The organism is Bacillus sp. PK6-026 (assembly GCF_054161455.1).
In genome coordinates this window covers 2,286,272-2,310,500 of sequence record NZ_CP096418.1, presented here as the reverse complement: position 1 = coordinate 2,310,500, position 24,229 = coordinate 2,286,272, and the positions used below count along the sequence as shown (strand labels likewise).

Sequence of the window (24,229 nt, the reverse complement as noted above, 5' to 3'; positions counted from 1 at the left end):
CTAATGAATAAGAATACGCAGTTTTTACACCCTCAACTTGAACGCTGGGCTTGACCGTTTGATCCGAAAAAGAAAATCGGCTGTAAAACGGCACAGAAATCCGCATGTTACGGCGTCTATTCGGGCTGTTTCGGCACATGCAGCATATCCAGTTAACTCCTTCTCGCTGTTTTTCACCATGAACCTCTGATTTTAAAACAACTGATCATCGTATTTCCGAAAACTTAAAACTCAAACCTTTGCAAAAAAAGCACCCGATATCTCGAGCATTGAAAAAAGTGTTGATTTTTGTCAATGTGCCTATCAGTCTGTATTTTTAATAAGAAATTTGTAAAAAGGCAAAAAGACTATTAAAAAAATATAAATTAGACCGATACAAATCGTGAATTGCATTTTTTGCTTAAGAATATAAAAGGGGGCTTTCAGCCAAAGGCCATCCATACGGTGATCAGATCACCTGCCTGACCGGCTGGATAAAGTCTTAAGCAATGGCAAATGTAATGGCATACATAGAGAGAACGAAAATGAAACGGGAGGTTAAGAGGTTATGAAGAAGAAGATAGCAGTAGGTTTGGCGGCCTCTGCGGTAGTTGGAACTTCATTGGCGGCGTCACCGGTAGAAGCCCAAACCATCAAGGTGAAAAGCGGAGACTCACTGTGGAAGCTTTCAGCTGAGTACAATACCAGTGTTTCGGCACTTCAATCAGCCAACAATCTTTCATCTACAGTTATTTATGTCGGACAAACTTTAAAAGTACCGGACGGCAAGTCAAAAAGCAGCTCACAGACAAAATCCGCAAGTTCCAGCTCAAGCTCAAGCACTGCAAAGTCAACTTACACAGTGAAATTAGGAGATTCCTTGTGGCTGATTGCCAAAGACTACAAAACAACCGTAAAAGAGATTAAAAACTTAAACGGTCTGAGCAGCGATATGATTTACCCGGGACAAAAGCTGGTTATTAAAGGAAGCGCGAAAAACACCGGTTCCAGCTCTGGCTCAAGTTCGAGTTCCAGTTCGAAATCATCCAGCTCATCCTCAAGCTCGCAAAGTTCAAGCAGCACATACAAAGTCAAATTGGGCGATTCTTTATGGAAAATTGCCAATAATTTGAATATGACAATCGCCGAAATTAAAACGCTGAACAACTTGAAGTCGGACACGATCTACCCGAACCAGGTTCTTAAAGTGAAAGGAACGGTTTCCAGCGGAAGCAAAACATCTTCTGGTTCGTCTTCAAATTCTTCATCAAGTAAAACGAACACAAGCAGCAGTTCAAAAACGACCACTTACACGGTTAAACCAGGCGATTCTCTGTGGAAAATTGCAAATTCGATGAATGTGACAGTACAAAGCATCAGAGAAGCTAATCGATTAAAAACAGATGTCCTGCAAGTCGGCCAGAAGCTTAAAATCTCCGGTGCATCGACTTCCGGATCATCTGGCAGCCCGTCTTCCAGCTCGCCGAACTCTTCAGTTTCAACCGGCACTTCGACAAGTGCAAAGGTCGAACGGATGATTGCAGAAGCAGAAAAGCATATCGGCGTGCCTTACAGATGGGGAGGCAACAACCCTTCAGGCTTTGACTGCAGCGGATTCATCTATTACACGTTGAACAAAGTCACATCTGTCTCAAGGCTGAGCGCAGCCGGATACTGGAGCGTCATGTCACCAGTCAGCCAACCTTCAAGAGGAGACTTCGTTTTCTTCCAAACATATAAAGCGGGCCCTTCACACGTCGGGATTTATTTAGGAAACAACAAGTTTATCAATGCCAACGATTCCGGTGTCACTGTCAGCGACATGAACAATTCCTACTGGAAACAGCGCTATCTCGGCGCAAAACGGTATTCATTCTAAAAAAGCCATTTTATATGGCTTTTTTTTTGCGTGTTTTCAGGATAGGAAGGACAGGTTTAATGCCCCTCTTCGTTGTCTAAACTGAAAAGAAAAGCGAAGGGGGGAGCCGTTTGAGAACATTACATTACATATTGCTCACATGTATGGCCGTTTGTTTGGCAGCTGCATGTACACAGCAGAAAGAAATTCAGCAAAAAAATGTCGAACAGGAACATAGAGTAACCTTTGAAGCGATGACACAGCCGTTAAAAGTACCGCTGATCAAACGCGACGGTACGGAAACCGGTTTTATAGAAGTGTCTGAATCTGCTGCAGAAGGCCTTGATATCAGAGTCAGCGCCCATAATCTGCCGCCGGGAATGCTTGCTTTTCATATTCATGAAACGGGCGTGTGTAAAAAGCCTGATTTTGAAAGTGCGGGTGCTCATTTCAATCCTGACCAAAAGGAGCACGGCTTTCACAATCCGAAAGGACCGCATGCCGGTGATTTGCCGAATATTGAAGTCGGAGCCGACGGCAAAGTCGACGTTATCGTAAATGCGCCGGACGTCACCCTCGATCAGAAAAGCAAGTTCAGTCTGCTTGATCATGACGGAAGTGCTTTCGTCATTCATGAGCATCAGGATGATGATCTGACAAATCCATCCGGAAACTCCGGAGCCCGGATGGTTTGCGGAGCGCTGACGAACACCGGAAAAAAGTGAATCGGCGCATGGAAGCCGTTTATATTGAGGGCAGTGCATCTTTTCTAGTATACTTACATACAGAAGACGCTTTGAGAAAGGAATTTTACAACACATGAAATATGATCTGCATGAACTAGAGCTGCCTGAAAAAATAAAAGAGCGGCTGATTCAGTCTGCCGCTAAACCTGTTGCCGCGGAATACCAATCATTGATTGGAACGCCCGGTTATGAAGCGGAAGACAGCGCCATTCTCTATGACGCGATGATCGCGCTGTCACTCGGAAAAAACGTTTTGTTAAAAGGCCCGACAGGCTCCGGAAAAACAAAACTTGCCGAAACGCTCTCCGCTTATTTTCAAAAACCTATGCACAGTGTCAACTGTTCTGTGGATCTTGATGCAGAGGCGCTTGTCGGTTACAAAACGATTGAAAACACCAACGGGAACGCCTCTATTGAATTTATCGAAGGTCCTGTGACAAAAGCGATGAACAACGGCCATTTCCTATATATTGACGAAATCAACATGGCGAAACCGGAAACGCTGCCGATCTTAAACGGGGTGCTCGATTATCGGAAAATGATGACCAATCCGTTTACGGGGGACGTCATCAAAGCGAAAGAGGGATTCGGCGTGATTGCAGCGATAAACGAAGGCTATGTCGGAACGGTCCCGTTGAACGAAGCGCTGAAAAACCGGTTTGTCATTATCGACGTGCCCTACATTAAAGGTGACCTGCTGAAGCGGGTGCTTGAAACACAATCCGAACTAAAAAATCAGAAGCTGCTGAACCGGTTTGTTACCCTGTCATCGGACTTAATGACGCAGGCTCATAATGGACAGGTTTCTGAAGAGGCCGCTTCCATCAGAGCGCTTCTCGATACTTGCGACCTGTCGACATATATTCCGCCGCTGCGAGCGATCGAACGCGGCATCGTTGAAAAGCTTGATGATGAACGCGAAAAAGCGGCGGTCCGAAATATTGCCCAGACTTTGTTCGAATGAGGGTTTTTTTATGAAGTTTATTAAATTCAATGACAGCAAGATTGACTCTCTGCTTTTTATGGAGCTGACAGATCTCGCGAAAACGCTCGCGAAAAGCGATCAGGTTGAAGTGGAGTACGGGGTTCAGTCTTACTACAATCCTTTTGAGAAAAAGATCTACATGAGCCATTTTTGGAAAGACCGGAACCACCGGGATATGGTAGACGGTTTGAAAAGCGATGTATACTTGCGGTCAATCGGCTCCCGTTACAGCTCGATGAAAGACTTTTCCCGCATACTTGACGCGACTCGGAAATATCATTTTAAGAGTTTGGCAAAACAGTTGTTTATGCTTTTTGAAGATATCAGAATCGAAGAGTTCATCAAGAGGGAGCGGCCCGGTACAAAACCGGTATTTTCGAGCCGGAAATCAATGTACCGGAAACATTTTGCGACCCAGTTGACGCTGAATCTGGAGCGGAGCATTTTTACAGATGCTTTGTTTTGCGCTGTATATCTTAAGCTGACCGCGGAGTCGCCGCTTGATGAGATACCGGCTATCCATGAATCGGTCGATCCGATGAAGGGATTTATAGAAGCCGAGCTCGCCCGCGTATTCGAAGCGCGTTCAACTGCTGACATCGTCTCGATTGTAAGCGGGCTGATGGAAGGTTTTGAAGAGGTGCTCGAAAAAGATATGCTGAATACGTACTTCTTTTTTCCGGAATTGGAATACGAACAAGTTGACGAAGAAGCGCTTTTTCAAGATTTGAAAGCAAAACCGAAGCTGAGCGAGGATCTGACGCTTGAAGAGAAAAGTGCGGGTGATGAGGAAGTTCATGAAGAAGAAATGCCGACTTGGCACAGAGAAACGGAAGCTCCGGCGAAAAGCTTTCTCCAGTTTGATTTGGAGCACGGTGCAAAAACCGATATTTCCGGCGGGGCTTTAAGAGAAGGCGAAGACGGCGACCAAGCGCTCGGGTCAGTTCAGGGAACGGCGAAGCAGACGAAAAGAAAAGACTATTCAAAACTTGAATCGCTTGAATCTGTACAAGATGAGCCAAACGGCGGCGCCGCACCAGCCGGCAAAGAAAACCGCTATGCGTTTTCGGTGATGAAGCCTTCGGAAAAACCTTCTAACGAAGACATATTAGACTACCAGGCTCAAGCAAAAACAATCGAATCGTATCAAAAACGGCTCAAGCAGATGATTCAAAAAACGCTCGAGCATAAAAAAACGCTCCCGAGAACCGATTTGCATGCAGGCAGATTGAACAATAAACTGCTCCGTTACTTTACAGAGCGCAATCCACGGCTCTTCTATAAAAAGCAAGAACCGTCAACAGAGATCGACGCCGTTTTTACATTGCTCGTCGACTGTTCAGCAAGCATGCATGACAAAATGGCGGAGACGAAACGGGGCATTGTCCTGTTTCACGAAGCGCTTAAATCTGTTGCTGTCCCTCACCAAATCGTCGGTTTTTGGGAAGATACGAACGATGCGACAGAGACGAGTCAGCCCAATTACTTTCATACGGTCGTCTCTTTTGCGGATTCCTTAAAAGCAGGCGCCGGACCGCATGTCATGCAGCTTGAACCGGAGGAAGACAACCGGGATGGATATGCGATCAGACAGATGACGAAGATGCTTGTTCAAAGAAGCGAAGCTCAGAAGTTCCTGATTGTCTTTTCAGATGGGGAGCCGGCCGCATTCGATTATGAACAAAACGGGATTGTCGATACACATGAAGCCGTTATGGAAGCGCGGAAACGAAATATCGAAGTCATCAATGTATTTTTATCAAACAGCGAAATCGAAGAATCGCAAATCAAGACGATACAGGACATGTACGGAAAGTACAGCCTTTTCGTCCCGGACGTCGATCAGCTTCCCGATGTTCTGTACCCGCTTTTAAAAAAGCTGTTGAACAAAAGTATAGGCTAGATAGGACAGATGGCAGCAATACTCGCGGCCATCTGTTTTTTATCGTAGAAACACAGTGAAATATTGAAATTTTTATTATTTTTATCAACTTAATTTTTTGCGGAGCACATCGGGATGTTAAAAAATAGACGGTCAGGGGAAATATGTGAATAAATAATGAGCCGGTTTAAAAGAATTCGGTCTGAAAGTTCAAAATTATAAAATTTTTTATTTTTCAAGATGATTTTTTAATTTTATTTGAACAATCTGTGTAGAAACAAATGAGAAACAGTGGTAAAATGTACGTGGAAGCGTTTTTATTACATATTTCTGGGCGTAAGGTTCAGAAGATATATTAAGATAGTGAATCATTCACTTGATTATTAGGTTGGGGGTAATGTTCAAATGTTTCAAAATAGTATGAAACAAAGAATGACTTGGGAAGAATTTCACGGTCCGAACCTCGGCTATGTGCTGGAGCTTTACGATCAATACGTCAAGGATCCAGAAAGCTTGGATGCTGATTTAAAAGAGATGTTTGACGAACTTGGAGCTCCCCCGGGCGATATAAGGGCCGCCTCTCTAAAAAACGAAGAGGCAGATTTCACGGCTGGATCTATTCAAAAAATCGCATCAGTGATAAAACTCGCAGAAGATATTAGAACCTATGGCCATTTAAACGCTTCCGTCAATCCACTGAGAAAAACACAAGAGAAACAGGAGCTTTTTCCTCTTGCTGAGTACGGGTTAACTGAGCAGGATGTGAAAAAAATTCCGGCGTCTGTCATATGCAAAGATGCCCCTAAAGAAGTAACGAACGGTTTAGAAGCCATCCAGTACTTGAAAAACACATACAAAAAATCGATTTCTTTTGAATTTGACCATGTGCACATTTTTGAAGAGCGCAACTGGCTGATGAAAAAGATCGAATCCGGGGAATTATTCGCCCCGAAATCGAAAGAAAAGCTGGTGGAAGTTTTAAGAAGGCTGACAGAAGTTGAAAGCCTTGAACAGTTTCTCCACAAAACCTTTGTCGGGCAAAAACGCTTTTCAATAGAAGGACTTGATGCGCTTGTGCCCATGCTGGATGATATTATCGCCAAGTCCGTTTCGGCAGGTACGACAAACGTTAATATCGGAATGGCGCACAGGGGCCGCCTGAACGTTCTTGCGCATGTGCTCGGAAAACCTTATGAAATCATTTTTTCTGAATTCCAGCATGCGCCGAACAAAGATCTCGTTCCGTCGGAAGGTTCGACAGGGATCAATTACGGCTGGACGGGTGACGTAAAATATCACCTCGGCGCCAACCGTCAGATTCAGGATGAGCATACGAAAACGGCGCGCATTGCGCTCGCGAACAATCCGAGCCACCTGGAGTTCATCGATCCGATCGTTGAGGGATCGACAAGAGCCGCCCAGGAAACGAGAACGGAGAGCGGCTATCCGCTTCAAGACGTTAAAAAATCGCTGGCGATTCTGATTCACGGCGATGCGGCATTCCCAGGGGAAGGCATTGTCGCGGAAACGCTGAATTTAAGCCAGCTTAAAGGCTATCAGGTGGGCGGAGCGATTCACATTATCGCCAATAACATGATCGGCTTTACGACGGAAAGCAATGAGTCAAGATCGACGAAATATGCAAGCGACCTTGCAAAAGGTTTTGAGATTCCGATCGTCCACGTCAATGCGGATGATCCTGAAGCATGCCTTTCAGCGGTTCAGCTCGCTGTTGAATACCGCATGACTTTCAACAAAGACTTTTTGATCGATCTGATCGGCTACCGCCGTTTCGGCCACAATGAAATGGATGAGCCGTCTGCAACGCAGCCGATGCTGTATGATGCGGTCAGAAAGCACCCGACCGTCAAGAACATCTTTGCTGAAAAGCTGATTCATAACGGGATCGTCGATAATGAAACCGTCGACAAAATCGGGGACGCTGTCATGAAGCGTTTAGAAGAAGCCTATCGCAAAGTGCCGGCCAAAAAGGAAGATATGACGCATGAAATCGTTCTTCCGGAACCTGTTTCCAACGGTTTTCCTGATGTTGACACGTCGGTTGATGTTGAAACTTTGCGCAAAATTAATCAGGAGCTTGTTTCATGGCCTGAAAACTTCAACGTTTTCGATAAGCTAAAGCGAATCCTCGAAAGGCGCGCCAAAGCGTTCGACGATGACCGAAAAGTCGACTGGTCGCTTGCAGAGGCGATGGCTTTTGCATCCATTTTGAAAGACGGCACACCTCTAAGGCTGACCGGGCAGGATTCAGAACGCGGCACATTCGCACACCGCAACCTTGTCCTTCACGACAGCAAGACAGGGGACGAATTCATCGCACTGCATCACCTTGCAGATACGAAAGCGTCATTTGCGGTTCACAACAGCCCGCTTTCTGAAGGATCCGTCCTTGGCTTTGAATATGGATACAACGTGTCTTCGCCGGAAACGATGGTGATCTGGGAAGCGCAGTTTGGAGACTTTGCAAACGCGGCGCAAGTGTACTTTGATCAGTTCATTTCTGCAGGAAGAGCGAAATGGGGACAAAAATCAGGGCTCGTTGTTCTCTTGCCGCACGGCTATGAAGGGCAGGGACCTGAGCATTCAAGCGGAAGAACGGAACGCTTCCTTCAGCTGGCGGCGGAAAACAACTGGACTGTCGCCAACTTGACGAGCGCTGCCCAGTACTTCCATATTTTAAGAAGGCAGGCGAAGATGCTCCTTCGCGAGGAGATCCGCCCGCTGATCATCATGACGCCGAAAAGCCTGCTGAGAAATCCGAATACCGTATCAGAAGTGCAGGAGCTCAGCGACAGTAACTTTAAGCCGGTCTATGAAATGTCAGGACTTTCCCATCAGTATGACAAAGTGACGCGCCTCGTCCTTTCAAGCGGTAAAGTTTCGATTGACATCAGCAGCCATTTCAATAAAATGGAAGGTGAAAAAGATTGGCTGCACATTGCACGGGTTGAAGAGCTGTATCCTTTCCCTGCAAAGCATATTAAAGCGATCTTCAGCAAACTCCCGAATTTGGAGGAGATTGTCTGGGTACAGGAAGAACCGCAAAATATGGGTGCATGGAACTATATCGAGCCTTATTTAAGAGAGATTGCTCCAAAGGACGTGAAGGTCCGCTATATTGGCAGAAGAAGACGTTCAAGTCCGGCAGAAGGGGATCCGACGGTTCATAAAAAGGAACAGGAACGCATTGTATCTGATAGCTTGACTCGCAAAAATTAAGGGGGAACTAAAAAATGGCGGAAATTAAAGTACCTGAATTAGCGGAATCAATTTCAGAAGGAACGATAGCCCAGTGGCTGAAACAACCGGGAGATTATGTAGAACAAGGGGAATTCCTGCTTGAGCTGGAGACTGATAAAGTCAACGTTGAATTGACGGCAGAGCAGTCCGGCGTTCTTCAGGAAGTGCTGAAAGATTCCGGTGACACGGTTCAGGTCGGCGAAATAATCGGAACGATTTCAGAAGGCGAAGGAGAAGGAGGCCAATCAACGGCTCCTCAAGCTGACGCTCAAGAAAGCGCCGGCGCTTCGGAAGAGAAGCCAGCCACGTCTGAAAAGACAGCCGAACCTCGCGAAAGCGCGAACGATGAGGCGGATACAACCAAAACAAGGACAATCGCTTCTCCGGCTGCCCGAAAGCTCGCCCGTGAAAAAGGCATCGATTTATCGGAGATTCCTACCGGTGATCCGCTCGGAAGGGTCAGAAAGCAAGATGTTGAATCTTATCAGAAGAACGAGCAGCCGCCAAAAGCTCAGCCTGAACCAAAACGCGAAACACAGGCGCCGGCTGCTAAACAAACCGAAAATGCAGGTAAACCGGTAGAGCGTCAAAGAATGTCCCGCCGGAGACAGACTATCGCCAAACGCCTCGTTGAAGTTCAGCACACCGCCGCTATGCTGACGACATTCAACGAAGTGGACATGACGGCGGTCATGAACCTAAGGAAACGCCGAAAAGATCAATTCCTTGAGCAGCATGATGTGAAGCTCGGATTCATGTCATTCTTTACAAAAGCTGTGGTCGCCGCGCTGAAAAAATATCCGCTCCTCAACGCGGAAATTCAAGGCGACGAGCTTGTGATCAAACAATTCTATGACATCGGAATCGCTGTTGCTGCGCCGGATGGCCTCGTCGTACCGGTCGTTCGGGATGCAGACCGCAAAACCTTTGCTGATATTGAAAAGGATATCGGAGAGCTTGCGAAGAAAGCGAGAAACAACAAATTGTCGCTCAACGAGCTTCAAGGAGGCTCCTTTACGATCACAAACGGAGGAACGTTCGGATCACTGTTGTCGACTCCGATTTTGAACAGTCCGCAAGTTGGTATTTTGGGCATGCATAAGATCCAGCTGCGCCCTGTAGCAATTGATGAAGAGCGTTTCGAAAACCGCCCGATGATGTACATTGCATTATCGTATGACCACCGGATCGTCGACGGTAAAGAGGCAGTCGGCTTCCTGGTTACGATTAAAAATCTGCTTGAAGATCCTGAACAGCTTCTGTTGGAAGGTTAAATCAAGAAAAAAGCTTTGGCCGCATGTACGGTCAAAGCTTTTTGTTTATCATCTGCGGGGCAGGAGAATAATTGTTATTCTTCTGCTTATTTGCTTTCTTGCTCCAGTATGTCGCAAGCCATGAGCCTGAAAGGTTATGCCAGACGCTGAAAACAGCGCTCGGGACAGCGGAAAGAGGAGAGAAGTGCGCCGTTGCCAATGCTGCACCGAGACCCGAATTCTGCATGCCGACCTCAATGGACACGGCTTTTTGTGATGCATAATCCATTTTAAAGCACTTTGCCAAAACAAAGCCAAGGAAAAGGCCGAGGCCATTATGAAGAACGACGACTGCAAAAATCAACAGCCCTGATTGAATAATGTTTTCCCGGTTGCCTCCGACGACCGCGGTGACGATGGCGACGATGCCGAGAACAGAGACGAGCGGAAGCACCTGCACCGCTTTTTTCACTTGTTTTTTAAAGAAAAATTGAACGATCAGCCCGGCGATAATCGGGAGCAGCACCGCCTGTAAAATCGACAAGAACAGTGAGCCCGGAGATACCGGAAGCCATTCTTTTGCGAAAAATAAAATGAGAAACGGCGTTAAAAAAGGGGCAAGCAATGTGGAAATCGTTGTAATCGCCACTGACAGGGCGATATTCCCCTTCGCCAAAAATGTCATGACGTTTGATGCCGTTCCCCCGGGACAGCATCCCACTAAAATGACCCCAACCGCTATTTCGGAGGGAAGCCCGAGTCCATAGGCCAGTCCAAAAGCGAGCAGCGGCATGACCGTATATTGAACCAGCACACCGATCAGCACATGCAGGGGACGTCTCAGCAGCTCTTTAAAATCGTCCGCTGACAATGTCAATCCCATGCCAAACATAATCACGCCAAGCAGGATGGTAATATAAGGGGTGATCCAGGTGAATTGCGTCGGAAAGGCAAAGCCGAGAACCGCAAACAGAATCACCCAAATGGCAAACGTTTTTCCTGCAAATTGACTGATTTTGATCAAATAACTCATAAGTCCAGCTCCTCACATCTGTAGAAAATATAACATCCTCTTATTATAATTAATATTCTGAATAATTCAATACTTGTAAAATTCGAATTTGTTTTAAATAATATTATTATGTAAACTGAAAGAAATGTTTGAAAACCTTGACGAATTCGTTTATGCTTTTTAAAATGATAGTTTGTAGCCATATGCAATTAGACCGAGAAGAAGAGGTGCTTAAGTGGAAAATCAACAAAATATATGGTCATCAAAGCTTGGATTTATCTTAGCTTCGGCCGGCTCGGCAATCGGGCTCGGCGCGATATGGAAGTTTCCTTATGTCGCCGGAACAAGCGGCGGCGGAGCATTTTTACTTATGTTTATTCTTTTTACTTTATTGATTGGGCTTCCGTTATTAATGGCGGAGTTCATTATCGGCAGAAAGACTCAAAAAGATGCCGTTGAATCCTATAAGGAGCTGGCGCCCGGCTCGCTTTGGCATTGGATCGGCCGGCTCGGCATTATCACGTGTTTTATTCTGCTGTCTTTCTATAGTGTTGTCGGCGGCTGGATCATCATTTATATTATCAAAGGACTGACCGGCGAACTGTCAAGAAGCACGGATTATGCAGGTCTTTTCGGAGAGACAATTGCAAATCCGTATCTCGTTCTTGCGAGCCAGTTTGCATTTATCATGATCACGATTCTTGTTGTTGCAAAAGGGGTCAGAAGCGGAATTGAAAAAGCGAGCAAGTTTATGATGCCTGCTCTGTTCGTTATTTTTCTGCTTTTGATCATCCGTTCGCTTACACTTCCCGGTTCAATGGAAGGCTTGGAATTTTTCTTAAAACCTGATCTTTCCCATATCACAGCCAAAACGGTGCTGTTTGCGCTTGGACAATCCTTTTTCTCGCTGAGTGTCGGTGTTTCCGTTATGGTAACGTACAGCTCTTATTTATCGAAAAAAGAAAACCTTATACAGTCGGCCGTTTCAGTGACATTGCTCAATGTATCTGTAGCGATTCTTGCCGGGTTTGCGATTTTTCCGGCCGTTTTTTCATTCGGATTATCTCCTGATGCCGGCCCGATGCTGTTATTTAATGTGCTGCCGTCAGTCTTTCACAAGATGCCTTTGGGAATCGTCTTTTTATTGGCGTTTCTGCTCTTATTTTTATTTGCTACACTGACGTCCGCATTTTCAATGCTTGAGATCCTTGTTTCTTCCTTATCAAAAGGGGATCCTAAAAAAAGACAGGCTTTCGCTTGGGCCGGGGGAATTGCGATTTTCCTATTCGGAATTCCTTCAGCATTATCATATGGCGTGCTTCAGGATGTATCGATTTTTAATCTATCTATTTTTGATGCGGCGGATTACCTTGTCAGCAATATTTTAATGCCGCTCGGCGCTTTGCTCATCGCCGTTTTTGTGCCGCTCAAAATCCCGAAAGAAGAGCTTTTTGCCGAATTGAGGGAGGGCTCTAAAATCAGCAGAAAATGGTTTGCAGCATGGCTTTTGCTGATCCGCTACGCCGCTCCGATCGTTATTATTGTCGTCTTTTTGGACGTCATTGGCGTATTTTAAGATTGAATTGTTTATAAGGCCGGATTTGTCCGGCCTTTTTTTCATGCAGACAGTTTGTCAGCGGTACTTTCTTTTCTCTCTGTGAAATGGCAGCGGTATGACCGGCAAGGGAAGTGTTTGATTAATCGGCTTTTTTCTGCGGCAGACATATTAAAAAGGCCTGCCGTGAATTCGTTCTTGACGATTTTACCGGCAGGCAGAAGAGGGGGATACTTTGACTTTGATTAAGGCTTGCGGAATGTTACAGTTTGGCCGTTTCGATCAAACCAGCCTTTAAAGGCCCAGTTAATCCAGCCGCCGTCTCCCTGGTTTGTAAATTGTCCGCTTTCAAATACCCAAATGCCGTAAATCACGCCATGATAGTTGGCAGATCCATAAAATTTAACTCCTCTTAAACCGTTGTGATAGCCTTGGCTTAAGTTGAACACCATGACATTGTATCTTTGCCCTGCAGAATAAAAAGCGGTTTCCATGCAGTTTTTGACGAAACCGCTGCGGTTATTGCTTTGAACGATGGCGTCTCTAATCGAGTTTCCGATTCCTAAGAGGTCGAGGCTGATGTTGAGATTAATAGCGGAAGTTTTAAACTGTTGTTTTTCCTGGTCCAATGACTGATTGAGAGATGTGGATATAGACATAGAAGGCAAGGTTGTAACAGAACTGTCCGTATGCTTTGATTCTTTCGCTTCTGATAAGTACGGCAAACAAGTCAAACCGAGCATTAAGGCTGTAAAGAAAGCAAACATTTTTTTCATGATTTACCCTCCTAAAATAAATTTGCCATTTTCGAAAAACTGACCGGCTGAATCAGACAAACATCGACAGTTTGTTCATTTATTCCCTCCCTTCTTGTAGAATAGCTTAACGATTTTTGGAATTAGAAGAATGAGAAAAAACGACTATTTTCCAAATAAATCAAAAAATGTTCACATTCCATACTTAAGGCACAAATTTGGGATATATTGATAGACTGTTGAGATTCAGTATTTCATAAAGGGATGATCAAAATAGCAGATTCAGAAGGATGTATGGTTGTGGGGATTCTCTTCCGACTCCGCCTCGCCAATCTTCGTGTAGCGGTCTTAACAATCCTCAAGAGAAACTGGGATATTTAAACTTTTATTTGTTATCTTATTACAGACGATAGAGGGTTTAAGGGATATAGATACGGTATTGAGAGTGATAAGGTATCGGCACTTTCGCTCGATTCGGCCAGTGTCGACGGCTGCCTGGCGCAGAGAAGAGAAAGGTGCGAGAGGAAAGGCTCGTCCGCTTTTTGAGGCAAGGCTTTGACGGGGAGGCCGATGTCGGGCGCAACTACCGAAACAAAAGAGGACTTCAGTAGTTGAAGTCCCGCCATTGAATTTGAATCAGAAGGGCTCCCATAGAACGCGCTTTGCTGTCGCAAACCGCCTTTCAGGTTCTCTCCAGTCAACGACATTCCACCAATTATCGACGTATTTTGCCCTTTCATTTTTATATTGAAGGTAGTATGCGTGTTCCCATACGTCGAGCGGGAGAAGGGGGATCACATCCCATTGGCTCATCAGCTGATGTTTTTCTGCGATCAGAATTTCCAAGCGGTGTGAGCGAGGCGCCCAGACAAGGATCGCCCAGCCCACGCCTTCCACCTTTTTCGCCGCTTCGGAAAATTGTTCTTTAAAGGCCGAATAGCTGCCGAAAGAACGGTTAATCATTTCCAGCAATTCGCCTGTCGGCCGCCTTTTTCCTTTTGGATGCATCGCGTACCAAAATATCGTGTGCAAATAGTGCCCGGCTCCGTGGAAGGCGAGCTCTCTTTCCCAGTGGTTTACAAGGTCGAATTGTTTGGTTTGCCTTGCTTTCTGCAGTTCTTTTTCAGCTTTGTTCAAGCCGTCGACATAGCTTTGGTGATGTTTTGTATGATGAAGAAACATAATTTCTCTTGAAATATAAGGCTCAAGGGCTGAATAAGAGTAGGGCAGGCTTGGCAGGCGATGGCCTCCGATCGGCACTGTTCTGAATGGCTGCCGGCCTGCTTGAGACGCATCACTGCGGGAGATGGCTTGATACACGGCTTCTGCCTGTTCATACCATTCCTGTTCGGTCGCACGAGGATCATCCAGTGATTGAAAAAGTTTTTCTAACTGGCTTTCTATAGAAGGATCATCTTTCATCTGGTCTTTCAGACCTTTGGCCCATGACGCTATTTTTTCTTTGTAAGCATTCAATATGTCTCCCTCATTTCCGCTTTTTTAATAAATGCGCTTGAAGCGAGCAATGAAAACACAAAAGGATAACTGTGATAGCGGATGTAGAATTGTTTCGGCAGCCCGATTCCCGTCGGGTATTCGAGTCGCTCAGGCGAGCTTTCGTGATCATCGGTGAGAAAACGAATCCCTTTTAAGATCTTAGGGTCATCCGGACGCTCATATTGCAAAAGCGCCTCCAGCGCCCATGAAGATTGAACAACTGTTCCAAAGTGAAGAGGGACAAAACGCTTCGCTTCACAGCTTTTGCAAGATTCTCCCCAGCTTCCGTCTTCGAGCTGGATCGATTTAAGCCAGGAGACCGCTTTTCTGACAGACGCGTGATTGCGGGAAATTCCGACGGCTTTCATTCCGGTGAGTGCGGCCCATGTCCCGTAAATAAAGCAGACGCCCCATCTGCCATACCACGAACCGTCAGCTTCCTGATGGTGATCAAGCCACCTTAGAGCGCTTCTGACTGCGGGATGGTCATCTGTCAACCGCTCTTTAAGTCCGAGCAGATGAAGAACCCGCCCAGTCAAGTCTGCCGTTGACGGATCGACCGCTGCGTCAGCGGCAGATTCGAGCGGCAGATGTCGGATGAGCGGATGGTCAACGTTTTTTTCAAATGCTGAAAACCCCCCATCCTTGTTTTGCATTGATAAAAGCCAGGTGAGCCCCCGGTTCCAGGCAGCCGGACGCCTTTGAAACGGAATTGCTTTTAATGCCGCAGCGGTATCGTCCAAATCGGGATTGTTTGTATTGATGTGTGAAAAACCCCATCCTCCCGGTGCCGCTTGAGGGTTTGAGACCGCCCAGTCCGCTTTTTTCACATGCTGTCTTTTGAGAAGGTAGTCCGCTGCCGATGAGATGGAAGAATGTTGTTCAGGTATTCCGGATTCCTGCATGGCATAGCTGATGAGCGCGGTGTCCCAGACAGTGGAAGTTGAGTTTTCCAAATGGAAGCCTTCCTCTCCGCATGAGGAAATAAGGCTTTTGATTCCGCCGACTGCTTTTTTAACAACGGGGGCGTTTTTTGATATTCCCATCGCCAGCAGGCTGTAAATCATGAACATGGTCGCGCTCGCATAGCTGTATAGTGTTCCGTCTTCTTCGATTCTGTCCAGCATATATTTTTTGCCCGCTTCAAATCCGAGCTGATGGACATAAGCCGGCCATTGAAAGAGCTGCTTCCATTGCAGATTGAAAGAATAGAAGGTTCTCTCGTCAAAAGAGCGGATGTTCAGCCATTCGAGAGGATTTTTTGACATGGTTTCATCCAGATGCCGAAGCGAGCCGATTTGGTTGTTTTTTAAAGAGAATCGTCGATTAAACGTAATGGCCATCGGGACAAAATGAATTCTTGCGTATGTGCTGAAATGGTAAAAATGCAGCGGGAAATAGGGCGGGATCAGTAAAAACGAAAGCGGAATATAGGCTCTCGGCCATGGATACAGCCCGTTGGCAGCGAGCATCCACTTCGTCATAAAGTGCACATTCTTCAAACCGCCTGCTGCCTTAATAAACGCCTCGGCTTTCTGCATATGCGCATCTCTCCGGTCATAGAGCCCCGAAGCCAGCATCCCGGTATAGCCCTGGACTGTCGCGGTCAAATTGCCTGCCGTTTCATCCGGATGATTGCGAAACGCACCGTCTCCGCTCTGCTTCGAACGGATTCGTTCAGCAAGACTTGTGATGAGAGAAGAGTCCTGATCGCCAAGTGAGGTCAGCATTAAAATGAAAAAGCTGTCTGTCATCACGGGCCCTTCAAAACAAAACCGCCATGACCCATCAGGTCTCTGTCTATTTTGAAGCTTTGCGAGCGTCTTTTGTCTGAAAGCTTTCACGTCTTCTAGTAAAGAACGCAATCTTCTCATCTCCTTCATTTTACTGTATTCATTTCGGAAATGTGTCATGCCAACCGGATGAAAACAGAAGAACAGCGATTTAGAATATGTGATGAGCATACAGAGGCATTCGTCAGCGCGGGCATGCGTGAGCATGATCAGGAAATCATGAATATCTTCGTTTACCTCTGTTCCATTATCAGGTATTGTAAAAAGAGAGACCTTAGAAACAATGTTTGGGGGATGTTGCTGAATGAATATTGAACAGATGCTGTATGACACCGCAGTCGAATTGATCAAAAAGAGGTATCCGACCGGATGGGGCGGGGCAGCTGCCATGTATACCGAAGACGGGAGAATCTTGACGAGCGTAGCGCCGGAAGTAATCAACGCTTCAACCGATTTATGCATTGAAACGGGCGCCATTCTCGAAGCCCATAAATATCAGGCAAAAATTACGCACTCTGTTTGTGTTGTGAGAGATGATGAACATTCCGAATGCAAGGTATTAACGCCGTGCGGGGTATGCCAGGAAAGACTTTTTTATTGGGGGCCGGATCTTAAAGCAGCTGTAACTGTACCGGATGGGCGTCTGCTTTATAAATCTTTAAAGGAAATACAGCCATACCATTGGTTTGCTGCGTATCAAAAGTAGCAGGGGAGGGGCGTTCGATGTTTGAGTGCCGCAAGGTTTATCTCAGACCTGTTGAAAAAGGCGATATGGAGAGCTTTTACAAAGCTGTTCAAAATGAAGACATCAGATATATGACGGGCACGACGCGCGAATTTACGATGGAAGACCTTTATGAGCACTACGAGAGAATCACAAGCGATGAGACGCGCTATGATTTTGCCGTCTGCTTAAAGGAGGACGATCGTTTGATAGGCGATCTGTCCATCATTGACATCGACCGGACGAATCGAAAAGCGGGGTTTAGAATCGCTTTGCACAGCCCCGCTTATTTGAACAAAGGCTATGGTTCTGAAGCGGTGCGGCTGGCCATGCAGTTGGCATTCGAAAGACTCGATCTTAACCGCCTTCAGCTCGAAGTATTTTCACACAATAAGCGCGCGCTGAAAGCATATGAAAAAGCCGGATTTAAAAGGGAAGGTACGGTCAGGGAGGCTCTTTATATGAATAAACAGTACTCAGATGAAATCATTATGGGGATATTGAAGCGGGAATACGAAGAGCTGATATCCCGCTGAATCAGAGGGCGCGCAGCATGTTATTCTACTGAGCGCCGCTTTGTTCATTCTTATTTTTCAATCTTTGCTGAACGGCTGTAAATGCCGCCGGCAATCAGCGCCATTGTCATCGAATATCCACAGCAGCTTCATCGTTCTATTTGCCTTGCAGACTGGCTGTACGTTCTCACATCCCGCACGAAAAATGTGACAGCGGCTGTTCCGGCATATAATACAGCGGCAGCGATAAATACGCTTTGGATCCCGATCAAGTCCGCCAAAGCCCCCATAATGGCGATTGTTAAGACAGACCATGCAGTCAAAATAGTATTTTTGGCGGCGGTGACCGGTGCACGCTCTTCATCTGTCAACGTATCTTGAAGGATAACCGTCTGGCTGACGTCTCTTACTTGATAAAGCGGACCCATCATGATACAGAGGATGACCGAAAGGAGGGGATTTGACGAATAGGCGAATAAAAGCGTTGTGATTCCCATTGAAACAGAACCCAAGACAATCATGAGGCCAAGCCTTTTTTTGAGCTGGTTGGAAAAGAGCACAGCGAGAATGCCGCCCAAAATCGCTCCCAAAAAATAACCGGCATTGATGAATCCCCACCAAGCCTCCCCTTTATTTAGCACCTCTTTCGTAAAAGCCAGCAAAACGGCGGAAGTCCAGACCGCATTTGCTAAACCTTCTGACATGTCCATCATCGTAAGCAGCAAAACGGTTTTCTTCCTGTATACAGTGCGCCAGACTGATTGTGTGCGGGTTTTTTGACGAGGGATAACCGCTGTTTTCAAATCCGGCAATTTGATTAAAAGTCCTGATGCGAAAAAGAGTCCTGCTGTAAACACTGTCAGCGTGTGAGTTTGGGCCAAAACGGTTAAATAGCCGCCGAGCCCCCAGCCTGCTGCCTGAATAAACTGGTTGACCGTTACGATGCTTCCCGATGCCGCCACGTAATCGCGCTTTTTAATCGCTTGATACAGTAAACCTAACTGTGCGGGGGAATACCAGGAACCGACAAAGCTTTGCAAAAACAGCAGCACATAAATGATATAAGAGGGTAAGCCCAGCGATTGGCATAAGCCGATGCATAATGCGCAGACCGCTCTGAACCATGTTGAACAAGCCGCTGTTTGAAGCAGGTCGAGGCGCTGAATAGCAAAAGAAGCCATCGCACCGCCTAATACACTGCCGAACGAGGATAAAGCCAAGACCAGACCCGATCCGAATACAGAGTTCGTTTCCTTAAACACATCGACCATGACGATGATCGTCATCAAAATCGACCCGACAGCCTGTGCTGTTTGTGATGCCCATATGTATCTAAAACTTTTTTGATTCCAGAGGGTTTTGCCAAGAGAGGAAGAAAACACGATTCTATCATTCCATTCGACTTAAACTATCATCCATTTTACCATATGTGTCTATAAATGTTTATTTCTATAAAAAAGAAAACCGCCCTGATCGACAGGGCGGCTGCAGAAACTCATATCGTGCGTTATTCGCCTGTATGAATCCAGACGCTTTTTACTTCTGTATAGTTATCCAGAGCGTATGAGCCCATTTCACGTCCGAGTCCCGACTGTTTGTAGCCGCCGAATGGGGATGCGGCGTCAAAGGCATTATAGCAGTTGACCCAAACGGTACCGGCTTGCAGACGGTCGGCGATATAGTGGGCGTTTTTCAAATTTTCCGTCCATACGCCAGCAGCAAGGCCGTATTCGCTGCGATTGGCCCGTTCGATGACTTCATCTACCGTTTCATAAGGGATCGCCGCCAAAACAGGACCAAAGATTTCTTCTTTTGCTATTGTCATCTCGTCTTCGACATTGGTGAATACAGTCGGAGAAACAAAGTATCCCTGCTCATAAGGGCATGTTCCGCCGGCTGCGATTTTCGCACCTTCCTGACGTCCTTTTTCAATATACGAGAGGACGCGTTCGTGCTGCTCTTTGCTGACAAGCGGTCCCATTTGCGTGTCTTCATGAAGGCCCGCACCCTGGCGGAGCGACTTGGAATATGCGGCCATTTCATCGACGACTTTGTCATATTGGTCCTTATGGATGAACACGCGCGATCCCGCACAGCACACTTGGCCTTGATTGAACATGACGCCGGTTAGTGCGCCTGGAATCGCTTTCTTCAGATCGGCGTCAGGAAGGATGATATTCGGCGACTTTCCGCCGAGTTCAAGGGTCACCCGTTTAACCGATTTGGCCGCTTTCTCCATAATTTTTTTGCCGATTTCCGTTGACCCTGTGAATGCCAGTTTGTCGACAAGGGCATGATCGGTCAGAGCTTCTCCGGCCGTCTCACCGAAGCCAGGAATGATGTTGATGACGCCTTTCGGGAAGCCTGCTTCATCGATCAGTTCCGCCAAATACAGAGCGGAAAGCGGCGTTTGTTCCGCCGGTTTTAAGACAACCGTACATCCGGCTGCAAGAGCGGCTCCCATTTTCCACATGGCCATCAGAAGCGGGAAGTTCCAAGGGATAATTTGCCCGACAACTCCGACAGGCTCATGTCGTGTATAGTTAAAATAAGGTCCGTTAACAGGAATCGTCTGTCCGGTTATTTTCGTCGCCCAGCCGGCATAATAGCGCATATGTTCAATTGACAGCGGAATATCGCCTGCGGTCGTTTCGCTGATCGGCTTCCCGTTATCCAGCGTTTCAAGCTGAGCCAGTTCCGTTTTGTGTTCCTCCATCAGATCGGCGAGTTTGTACATCAGCCGGCTTCTTTCGGCCGGGTTCATCGTCCGCCACTCACCGCGGTCAAAAGCTTCCCGCGCGGCTTTCACCGCTTTGTCCACATCCTCGGGACCTGCTTCATATAAGGTGGCGAGCGTTTCACCAGTCGCCGGGTTTGGGGTCTCAAACGTTTTGTTTGAGGCGCTGGCTACAAATTCCCCGTTAATATAGAGCTTCTTTGTTCCCTGCAAAAATACCTCCAGCTTTTTACTGACCTGCATTGTTAATGAACTCATGTTTGTCAAACAAACCTCCTTTGAAATTTTGGTCTGTCTTCGGGTGAGTTGTCTTGGTGCTGGTTTGTCTTTTGATTTGGTCATTGCGCGGATGAAAGAGGGATATATTTCTGATTTTGGAACTATACACCACCATTCTATAACAGGGAATGAAACCAAATCAATATCCATGCTCTTTAAAATCACATTCGCCTCCAGATCGCATTGCATTTCGGTGAAAAAACGCTACAATGGAAACTATACACGTATGAAAAAGGAGACATCCGCATGATTCACGAAAAATGGCAGAACAATAACACCATTAAAAAAGTAAAGTGCATACATACCGATGCCAAAAAGTACATCGTCAACAGAGCGCTGACCGTAGGCAACGTATACGAGGTCAAAAACGAAACGGAAGAGTTTCTGTTTATCATCGATAATACAAACAAAGTCGGCGGCTATTACAAAGAGTACTTTGAAGAAGTAAAAGCCTGAATCAATTTGCACGGGTCATCAACAGCAATGAATGGGAGTTGAACATACACCCGCACGCATTCATAAAAAATCGGCTGACTGAATCAGTTGCTTGACCGAAGCAGAAGCAAGTGCCTGATATGTGCATTTCAGGCATAATAGTCAGAAGAGAACCGCAGAGGAAGAACATCCTGCTGCGGTTTTTTGTTTTATCCGTTATCCACCTTTTGATTGGTAGCAAACGAAAAATAAGCTGAAAAAACTGATAAAAAGTTGAAACCTCCCGCGTCCGCCGGGCGTATTAATTGATAGTAAAAACAAACATATAGCGTTAAAGAAATGTAATCTGCTCGTAATTGTTTATAAATCAGGGTTATCGTATTCTTATTAGTAACTGACAAGTATACTTTGCCTTGTGCATAAACATAAATTGGATATACAGAAAGAGGGGTTTTGATTGGGCGTTTTTTCAGCAAGCAAGACAGCAGACGGCAAAAAATTTGAACCGCTGCTCATAGAAGGAGAAAAAATTGAATCGGTTTGCAGACTGAGGATAGATCAAATTTGTTTTACGAACAAGCGGATTATTTTTTTTGATAATAAACTGTTTTCCAAAAAGAAAGTCCGCGTCTTTCTGCCATACAGATCGATTGAAGGCTTTGCGATTAGAGAAGTCAGCATGTTCAATCCAGACAGTTCTCTTTCTCTGATGACCAGCAGCAAAATCTTTGACCTGGAATTTACGAAGGATACCGACATGCTTGAAATTCAAGCGCTGTTATCAAAATACTTATGTGCATAAACCGTAAAGGCTGTTCACCGCTTGCCCGCGTCTGAACGGCCTTTTTATTTTGGAAAGGCGGGTTTTTCTCCCACGAAATCGGGAAAGGAAGAAGAAAGGAGGAGGATCAGCCATGCCATTAACACAAAAACAAAAAGACCATCTCTACCATAAATTAATTGACTTAAAACAAAGCCTTTCCCCTGCAGAAGGAACAGATCAGTCGATGGCGGAAGAAACGGGCGAGCTTTCAAACGGAGTTGACAATCATCAGGCTGACCATGCCAGCGTTTATTTTGAACGAATGAGAGAGCAGACCTTCCGGCAGACGGACAGAAATTTATTAAAAGAAGTGGAAGACGCCCTCAAGCGATTGGAAGACGGCACATACGGAATATGTGAAGCAACAGGTCAAGAAATACCATATGAGCGCCTCGAAGCCGTTCCATATGCAAGAAAAACCGCGGAGACTCAAGCTGAAACAGAAAAAAGAAATCAAGAGGGGGAAGGATATGACGAGCAATTTACACGGCAAATGAAGGATTTGACAAACAGAGAAACGATGGATCAAAAGCGTTCATATGCTTACGAACGTCTTGATGAGGAGCAGGATTCAAAATAAGCACCCGCAAAAACAGGGTGCTTTTTTCTATGGCTCTGTTTGTTAAAAGAGATGTCCTACAACTGTCGACGGGGAGTCAAGTACTCGACACAATAAAACATTTATCAGTTATCGGAGGTTTAATTGCAGCTATTGATATTCTAGAGAAAAATCCGGACATCCAGGAAAAGTTACACGAAAACGAAAAGTACTTAAGAGACGGCATTCAACAAATAGGTCTTAATGTATTACATAGTGAATCACCTATTATTCCAATTATTCTTCCAGATCGCGACACAACTTTACGTTTTGCAGACTCACTTCATCAAGAAGGTGTCTACGTTAACCCAATTCTCCTCTTCGCATACCTGTTTCTAAAGCTACTAAGACGAGCACATGAAATTCTTCCTCTGTGTGTGCTAGTAGATATGTTCTTAGCTTTTGGAAGTCCGTAATGGATAACGCTTTGTTTCGTTTCGATAACTCTTTCCCACGAGGTTTGACAAGTTCTGCGAAATCATTCGTGAGATAACCACGAGCGTAAGCGTCACGAAGTGCCATTTTGACTTTTATTAACAAGCTGCGAGTGGTACTGTGAGAACGCTTCTTTGCGTATTCATCAATTTTTCTTTGCACAGCAATGTCATTCATATCTTTTAACTGAATATTTCCGAATAACTTTCTAATAATCCCTGACGCTTCTAGGTATCTTTGAAACGTAGCTTTTTGTATATCATTTTCCTTCACAAGATATATCCAGTGTTAGTTGTTTAAAAGAATCTACATGCCTAAGTCAAATCTCTTTGTTTCTTCCATCAATCTGATATAAAAGTCTTTTTTTATCACCTTTTTTATCCAATTCCTTGATATGTCCGCCACAAAATTCCAGCACAGGACATCATTTCCCTTACCGTATCAACGGATTCCATACTATTATTCTCTATTTCCTACCTCCCTGTTAGATATGGAGAGGTAGAATGGTGTCGTTGCTACGCAACGACACGCACACCGCTTCCACTTGCTCGCTTTTGCTGCCGCTTGCGGAAGCGGTGTCACTTCGGCAGTTTTTCATAATTTCTCCATGCACTCACTTCCATTGTGAAAAATGAAGCACTATTTCTATTTATCTCGCTAACCGTTCGTATTCGGTATCTCGGCGCTTATCAATCGCTCTGGAATAGGCTTCCATCATGGCGATATATAGTAGATTGTTTTTACAATCATTAGTCTACATAACAGCTTTTACGGTCAATACTGCTCGCTGTTTTATCAACTACAATGTTTAGAGACTGCTTGTATGTCTCGCTTGAAACAAGTCATCTTAGGTTTCCATTCATGAATGTAGTAGTTTCAAACTTCTGTATTTAGTTGTATGGGAGTATTTTTAAATAATTCCTTTCAAAGACAGCTTATGAAGTGATTTTTCGCATGTAGAAAGGTTTTAGTATGGCTATTCTCACAAAATAAATATCACGATATGCAATGTTGTTTTTTAAAAAAATAGCTCTTCATACATCGCTCTTTCTCATTTTTATTTTCTCGCTTGCTAAGTTTCTGTCTATATCTTTGTTACGGTTAATA

General features: G+C 45.5%; 20 protein-coding genes. 13 read left to right on the top strand and 7 right to left on the bottom strand.

Features of this window, described 5'->3' with window-relative positions:
* Nucleotides 1–547 precede the first annotated feature (547 nt).
* The 6 genes from M1D59_RS11675 (at nucleotide 548) to odhB (ending at nucleotide 9,985) form a co-directional block, all read left to right on the top strand.
* On the top strand, nucleotides 548–1,858 hold the full coding sequence (locus M1D59_RS11675) for a C40 family peptidase (RefSeq protein ID WP_023857359.1): 1,311 nt from the start codon (nucleotides 548–550) through the stop codon (nucleotides 1,856–1,858).
* 143 nt (nucleotides 1,859–2,001) lie between these two features.
* The gene (locus M1D59_RS11670) at nucleotides 2,002–2,562 is read left to right on the top strand and encodes a superoxide dismutase family protein (protein ID WP_407640594.1); all 561 of its coding nucleotides are present in this window, start codon (nucleotides 2,002–2,004) and stop codon (nucleotides 2,560–2,562) included.
* A 94-nt stretch (nucleotides 2,563–2,656) separates the two neighbouring features.
* A complete protein-coding gene (locus M1D59_RS11665) occupies nucleotides 2,657–3,547 on the top strand; it encodes an ATP-binding protein (RefSeq protein WP_023857357.1) in 891 nt (296 codons plus the stop codon).
* A 10-nt stretch (nucleotides 3,548–3,557) separates the two neighbouring features.
* On the top strand, nucleotides 3,558–5,471 hold the full coding sequence (locus tag M1D59_RS11660) for a nitric oxide reductase activation protein NorD (protein ID WP_145930243.1): 1,914 nt from the start codon (nucleotides 3,558–3,560) through the stop codon (nucleotides 5,469–5,471).
* Nucleotides 5,472–5,855: 384 nt separating this feature from the next.
* Nucleotides 5,856–8,690, top strand: coding sequence for a 2-oxoglutarate dehydrogenase E1 component (sucA, locus tag M1D59_RS11655; protein ID WP_020451820.1), 2,835 nt, complete (start codon nucleotides 5,856–5,858; stop codon nucleotides 8,688–8,690).
* A 14-nt stretch (nucleotides 8,691–8,704) separates the two neighbouring features.
* A complete protein-coding gene (gene odhB / locus M1D59_RS11650) occupies nucleotides 8,705–9,985 on the top strand; it encodes a 2-oxoglutarate dehydrogenase complex dihydrolipoyllysine-residue succinyltransferase (protein ID WP_020451819.1) in 1,281 nt (426 codons plus the stop codon).
* Nucleotides 9,986–10,016: 31 nt separating this feature from the next.
* Here odhB and M1D59_RS11645 read toward each other — a convergent pair whose 3' ends face one another.
* Nucleotides 10,017–10,997 carry a bile acid:sodium symporter family protein gene (locus M1D59_RS11645; RefSeq protein WP_231006193.1) on the bottom strand — a complete coding sequence of 327 codons (981 nt, stop codon included), beginning with the start codon at nucleotides 10,995–10,997 and terminating at the stop codon, nucleotides 10,017–10,019.
* A gap of 214 nt (nucleotides 10,998–11,211) precedes the next feature.
* Here M1D59_RS11645 and M1D59_RS11640 point away from each other — a divergent pair, with 214 nt between their 5' ends.
* Nucleotides 11,212–12,552: a sodium-dependent transporter gene (locus M1D59_RS11640; RefSeq protein WP_020451817.1), complete on the top strand. Its 1,341-nt coding sequence runs from the start codon at nucleotides 11,212–11,214 to the stop codon at nucleotides 12,550–12,552.
* A 224-nt stretch (nucleotides 12,553–12,776) separates the two neighbouring features.
* Here M1D59_RS11640 and M1D59_RS11635 read toward each other — a convergent pair whose 3' ends face one another.
* From M1D59_RS11635 to M1D59_RS11625, 3 genes are all read right to left on the bottom strand, one after another.
* Nucleotides 12,777–13,307: a hypothetical protein gene (locus M1D59_RS11635; protein WP_020451816.1), complete on the bottom strand. Its 531-nt coding sequence runs from the start codon at nucleotides 13,305–13,307 to the stop codon at nucleotides 12,777–12,779.
* A gap of 615 nt (nucleotides 13,308–13,922) precedes the next feature.
* Entirely contained in the window at nucleotides 13,923–14,708 is a 786-nt protein-coding gene (locus M1D59_RS11630; RefSeq protein ID WP_224067368.1) for a superoxide dismutase, read from the bottom strand.
* Between the two features lie 50 nt (nucleotides 14,709–14,758).
* Nucleotides 14,759–16,657, bottom strand: coding sequence for a terpene cyclase/mutase family protein (locus tag M1D59_RS11625; RefSeq protein WP_458117429.1), 1,899 nt, complete (start codon nucleotides 16,655–16,657; stop codon nucleotides 14,759–14,761).
* A gap of 223 nt (nucleotides 16,658–16,880) precedes the next feature.
* Between M1D59_RS11625 and M1D59_RS11620 the strand changes: the two genes are divergently transcribed.
* The gene (locus M1D59_RS11620; RefSeq protein WP_035338563.1) at nucleotides 16,881–17,282 is read left to right on the top strand and encodes a cytidine deaminase; all 402 of its coding nucleotides are present in this window, start codon (nucleotides 16,881–16,883) and stop codon (nucleotides 17,280–17,282) included.
* 17 nt (nucleotides 17,283–17,299) lie between these two features.
* The gene (locus M1D59_RS11615; RefSeq protein ID WP_035338564.1) at nucleotides 17,300–17,836 is read left to right on the top strand and encodes a GNAT family N-acetyltransferase; all 537 of its coding nucleotides are present in this window, start codon (nucleotides 17,300–17,302) and stop codon (nucleotides 17,834–17,836) included.
* A 128-nt stretch (nucleotides 17,837–17,964) separates the two neighbouring features.
* Here the strand turns inward: M1D59_RS11615 and M1D59_RS11610 are convergent, their stop codons facing one another.
* Entirely contained in the window at nucleotides 17,965–19,101 is a 1,137-nt protein-coding gene (locus M1D59_RS11610) for an MFS transporter (protein ID WP_458117428.1), read from the bottom strand.
* A 221-nt stretch (nucleotides 19,102–19,322) separates the two neighbouring features.
* A complete protein-coding gene (locus tag M1D59_RS11605) occupies nucleotides 19,323–20,810 on the bottom strand; it encodes an aldehyde dehydrogenase family protein (protein WP_035339375.1) in 1,488 nt (495 codons plus the stop codon).
* 267 nt (nucleotides 20,811–21,077) lie between these two features.
* On the opposite strand from M1D59_RS11605, the gene M1D59_RS11600 reads away from it, so the two are divergent.
* The 4 genes from M1D59_RS11600 (at nucleotide 21,078) to M1D59_RS11585 (ending at nucleotide 23,103) form a co-directional block, all read left to right on the top strand.
* On the top strand, nucleotides 21,078–21,287 hold the full coding sequence (locus tag M1D59_RS11600; protein ID WP_020451809.1) for a DUF6501 family protein: 210 nt from the start codon (nucleotides 21,078–21,080) through the stop codon (nucleotides 21,285–21,287).
* Nucleotides 21,288–21,723: 436 nt separating this feature from the next.
* Nucleotides 21,724–22,068, top strand: coding sequence for a PH domain-containing protein (locus M1D59_RS11595; protein WP_020451808.1), 345 nt, complete (start codon nucleotides 21,724–21,726; stop codon nucleotides 22,066–22,068).
* Nucleotides 22,069–22,180: 112 nt separating this feature from the next.
* Nucleotides 22,181–22,669, top strand: coding sequence for a TraR/DksA family transcriptional regulator (locus M1D59_RS11590; protein ID WP_020451807.1), 489 nt, complete (start codon nucleotides 22,181–22,183; stop codon nucleotides 22,667–22,669).
* Between the two features lie 29 nt (nucleotides 22,670–22,698).
* Nucleotides 22,699–23,103: an aminotransferase class I/II-fold pyridoxal phosphate-dependent enzyme gene (locus M1D59_RS11585; RefSeq protein ID WP_043054340.1), complete on the top strand. Its 405-nt coding sequence runs from the start codon at nucleotides 22,699–22,701 to the stop codon at nucleotides 23,101–23,103.
* On the opposite strand, the gene M1D59_RS11580 is transcribed toward M1D59_RS11585, so the two are convergent.
* Complete coding sequence (locus tag M1D59_RS11580) at nucleotides 22,991–23,395, bottom strand: hypothetical protein (RefSeq protein ID WP_458118066.1); 405 nt, start codon at nucleotides 23,393–23,395, stop codon at nucleotides 22,991–22,993. The two genes, M1D59_RS11585 and M1D59_RS11580, sit on opposite strands and share 113 nt — an antisense overlap.
* Nucleotides 23,396–24,229 lie beyond the last annotated feature (834 nt).

Excerpts from the sequence above, each read along its gene's own strand:
- M1D59_RS11675 (WP_023857359.1), top strand. The coding sequence starts at position 548 with ATGAAGAAGAAGATAGCAGTAGGTTTGGCGGCCTCTGCGGTAGTTGGA.
- M1D59_RS11670 (WP_407640594.1), top strand. The coding sequence starts at position 2,002 with ATGGCCGTTTGTTTGGCAGCTGCATGTACACAGCAGAAAGAAATTCAG.
- M1D59_RS11665 (WP_023857357.1), top strand. The coding sequence starts at position 2,657 with ATGAAATATGATCTGCATGAACTAGAGCTGCCTGAAAAAATAAAAGAG.
- M1D59_RS11660 (WP_145930243.1), top strand. The coding sequence starts at position 3,558 with ATGAAGTTTATTAAATTCAATGACAGCAAGATTGACTCTCTGCTTTTT.
- sucA (WP_020451820.1), top strand. The coding sequence starts at position 5,856 with ATGTTTCAAAATAGTATGAAACAAAGAATGACTTGGGAAGAATTTCAC.
- odhB (WP_020451819.1), top strand. The coding sequence starts at position 8,705 with ATGGCGGAAATTAAAGTACCTGAATTAGCGGAATCAATTTCAGAAGGA.
- M1D59_RS11645 (WP_231006193.1), bottom strand. The coding sequence starts at position 10,997 with ATGAGTTATTTGATCAAAATCAGTCAATTTGCAGGAAAAACGTTTGCC.
- M1D59_RS11635 (WP_020451816.1), bottom strand. The coding sequence starts at position 13,307 with ATGAAAAAAATGTTTGCTTTCTTTACAGCCTTAATGCTCGGTTTGACT.
- M1D59_RS11630 (WP_224067368.1), bottom strand. The coding sequence starts at position 14,708 with ATGAAAGATGATCCTTCTATAGAAAGCCAGTTAGAAAAACTTTTTCAA.
- M1D59_RS11625 (WP_458117429.1), bottom strand. The coding sequence starts at position 16,657 with ATGAGAAGATTGCGTTCTTTACTAGAAGACGTGAAAGCTTTCAGACAA.
- M1D59_RS11620 (WP_035338563.1), top strand. The coding sequence starts at position 16,881 with ATGAATATTGAACAGATGCTGTATGACACCGCAGTCGAATTGATCAAA.
- M1D59_RS11615 (WP_035338564.1), top strand. The coding sequence starts at position 17,300 with ATGTTTGAGTGCCGCAAGGTTTATCTCAGACCTGTTGAAAAAGGCGAT.
- M1D59_RS11610 (WP_458117428.1), bottom strand. The coding sequence starts at position 19,101 with ATGACGATCATCGTCATGGTCGATGTGTTTAAGGAAACGAACTCTGTA.
- M1D59_RS11605 (WP_035339375.1), bottom strand. The coding sequence starts at position 20,810 with ATGAGTTCATTAACAATGCAGGTCAGTAAAAAGCTGGAGGTATTTTTG.
- M1D59_RS11600 (WP_020451809.1), top strand. The coding sequence starts at position 21,078 with ATGATTCACGAAAAATGGCAGAACAATAACACCATTAAAAAAGTAAAG.
- M1D59_RS11590 (WP_020451807.1), top strand. The coding sequence starts at position 22,181 with ATGCCATTAACACAAAAACAAAAAGACCATCTCTACCATAAATTAATT.
- M1D59_RS11585 (WP_043054340.1), top strand. The coding sequence starts at position 22,699 with ATGGCTCTGTTTGTTAAAAGAGATGTCCTACAACTGTCGACGGGGAGT.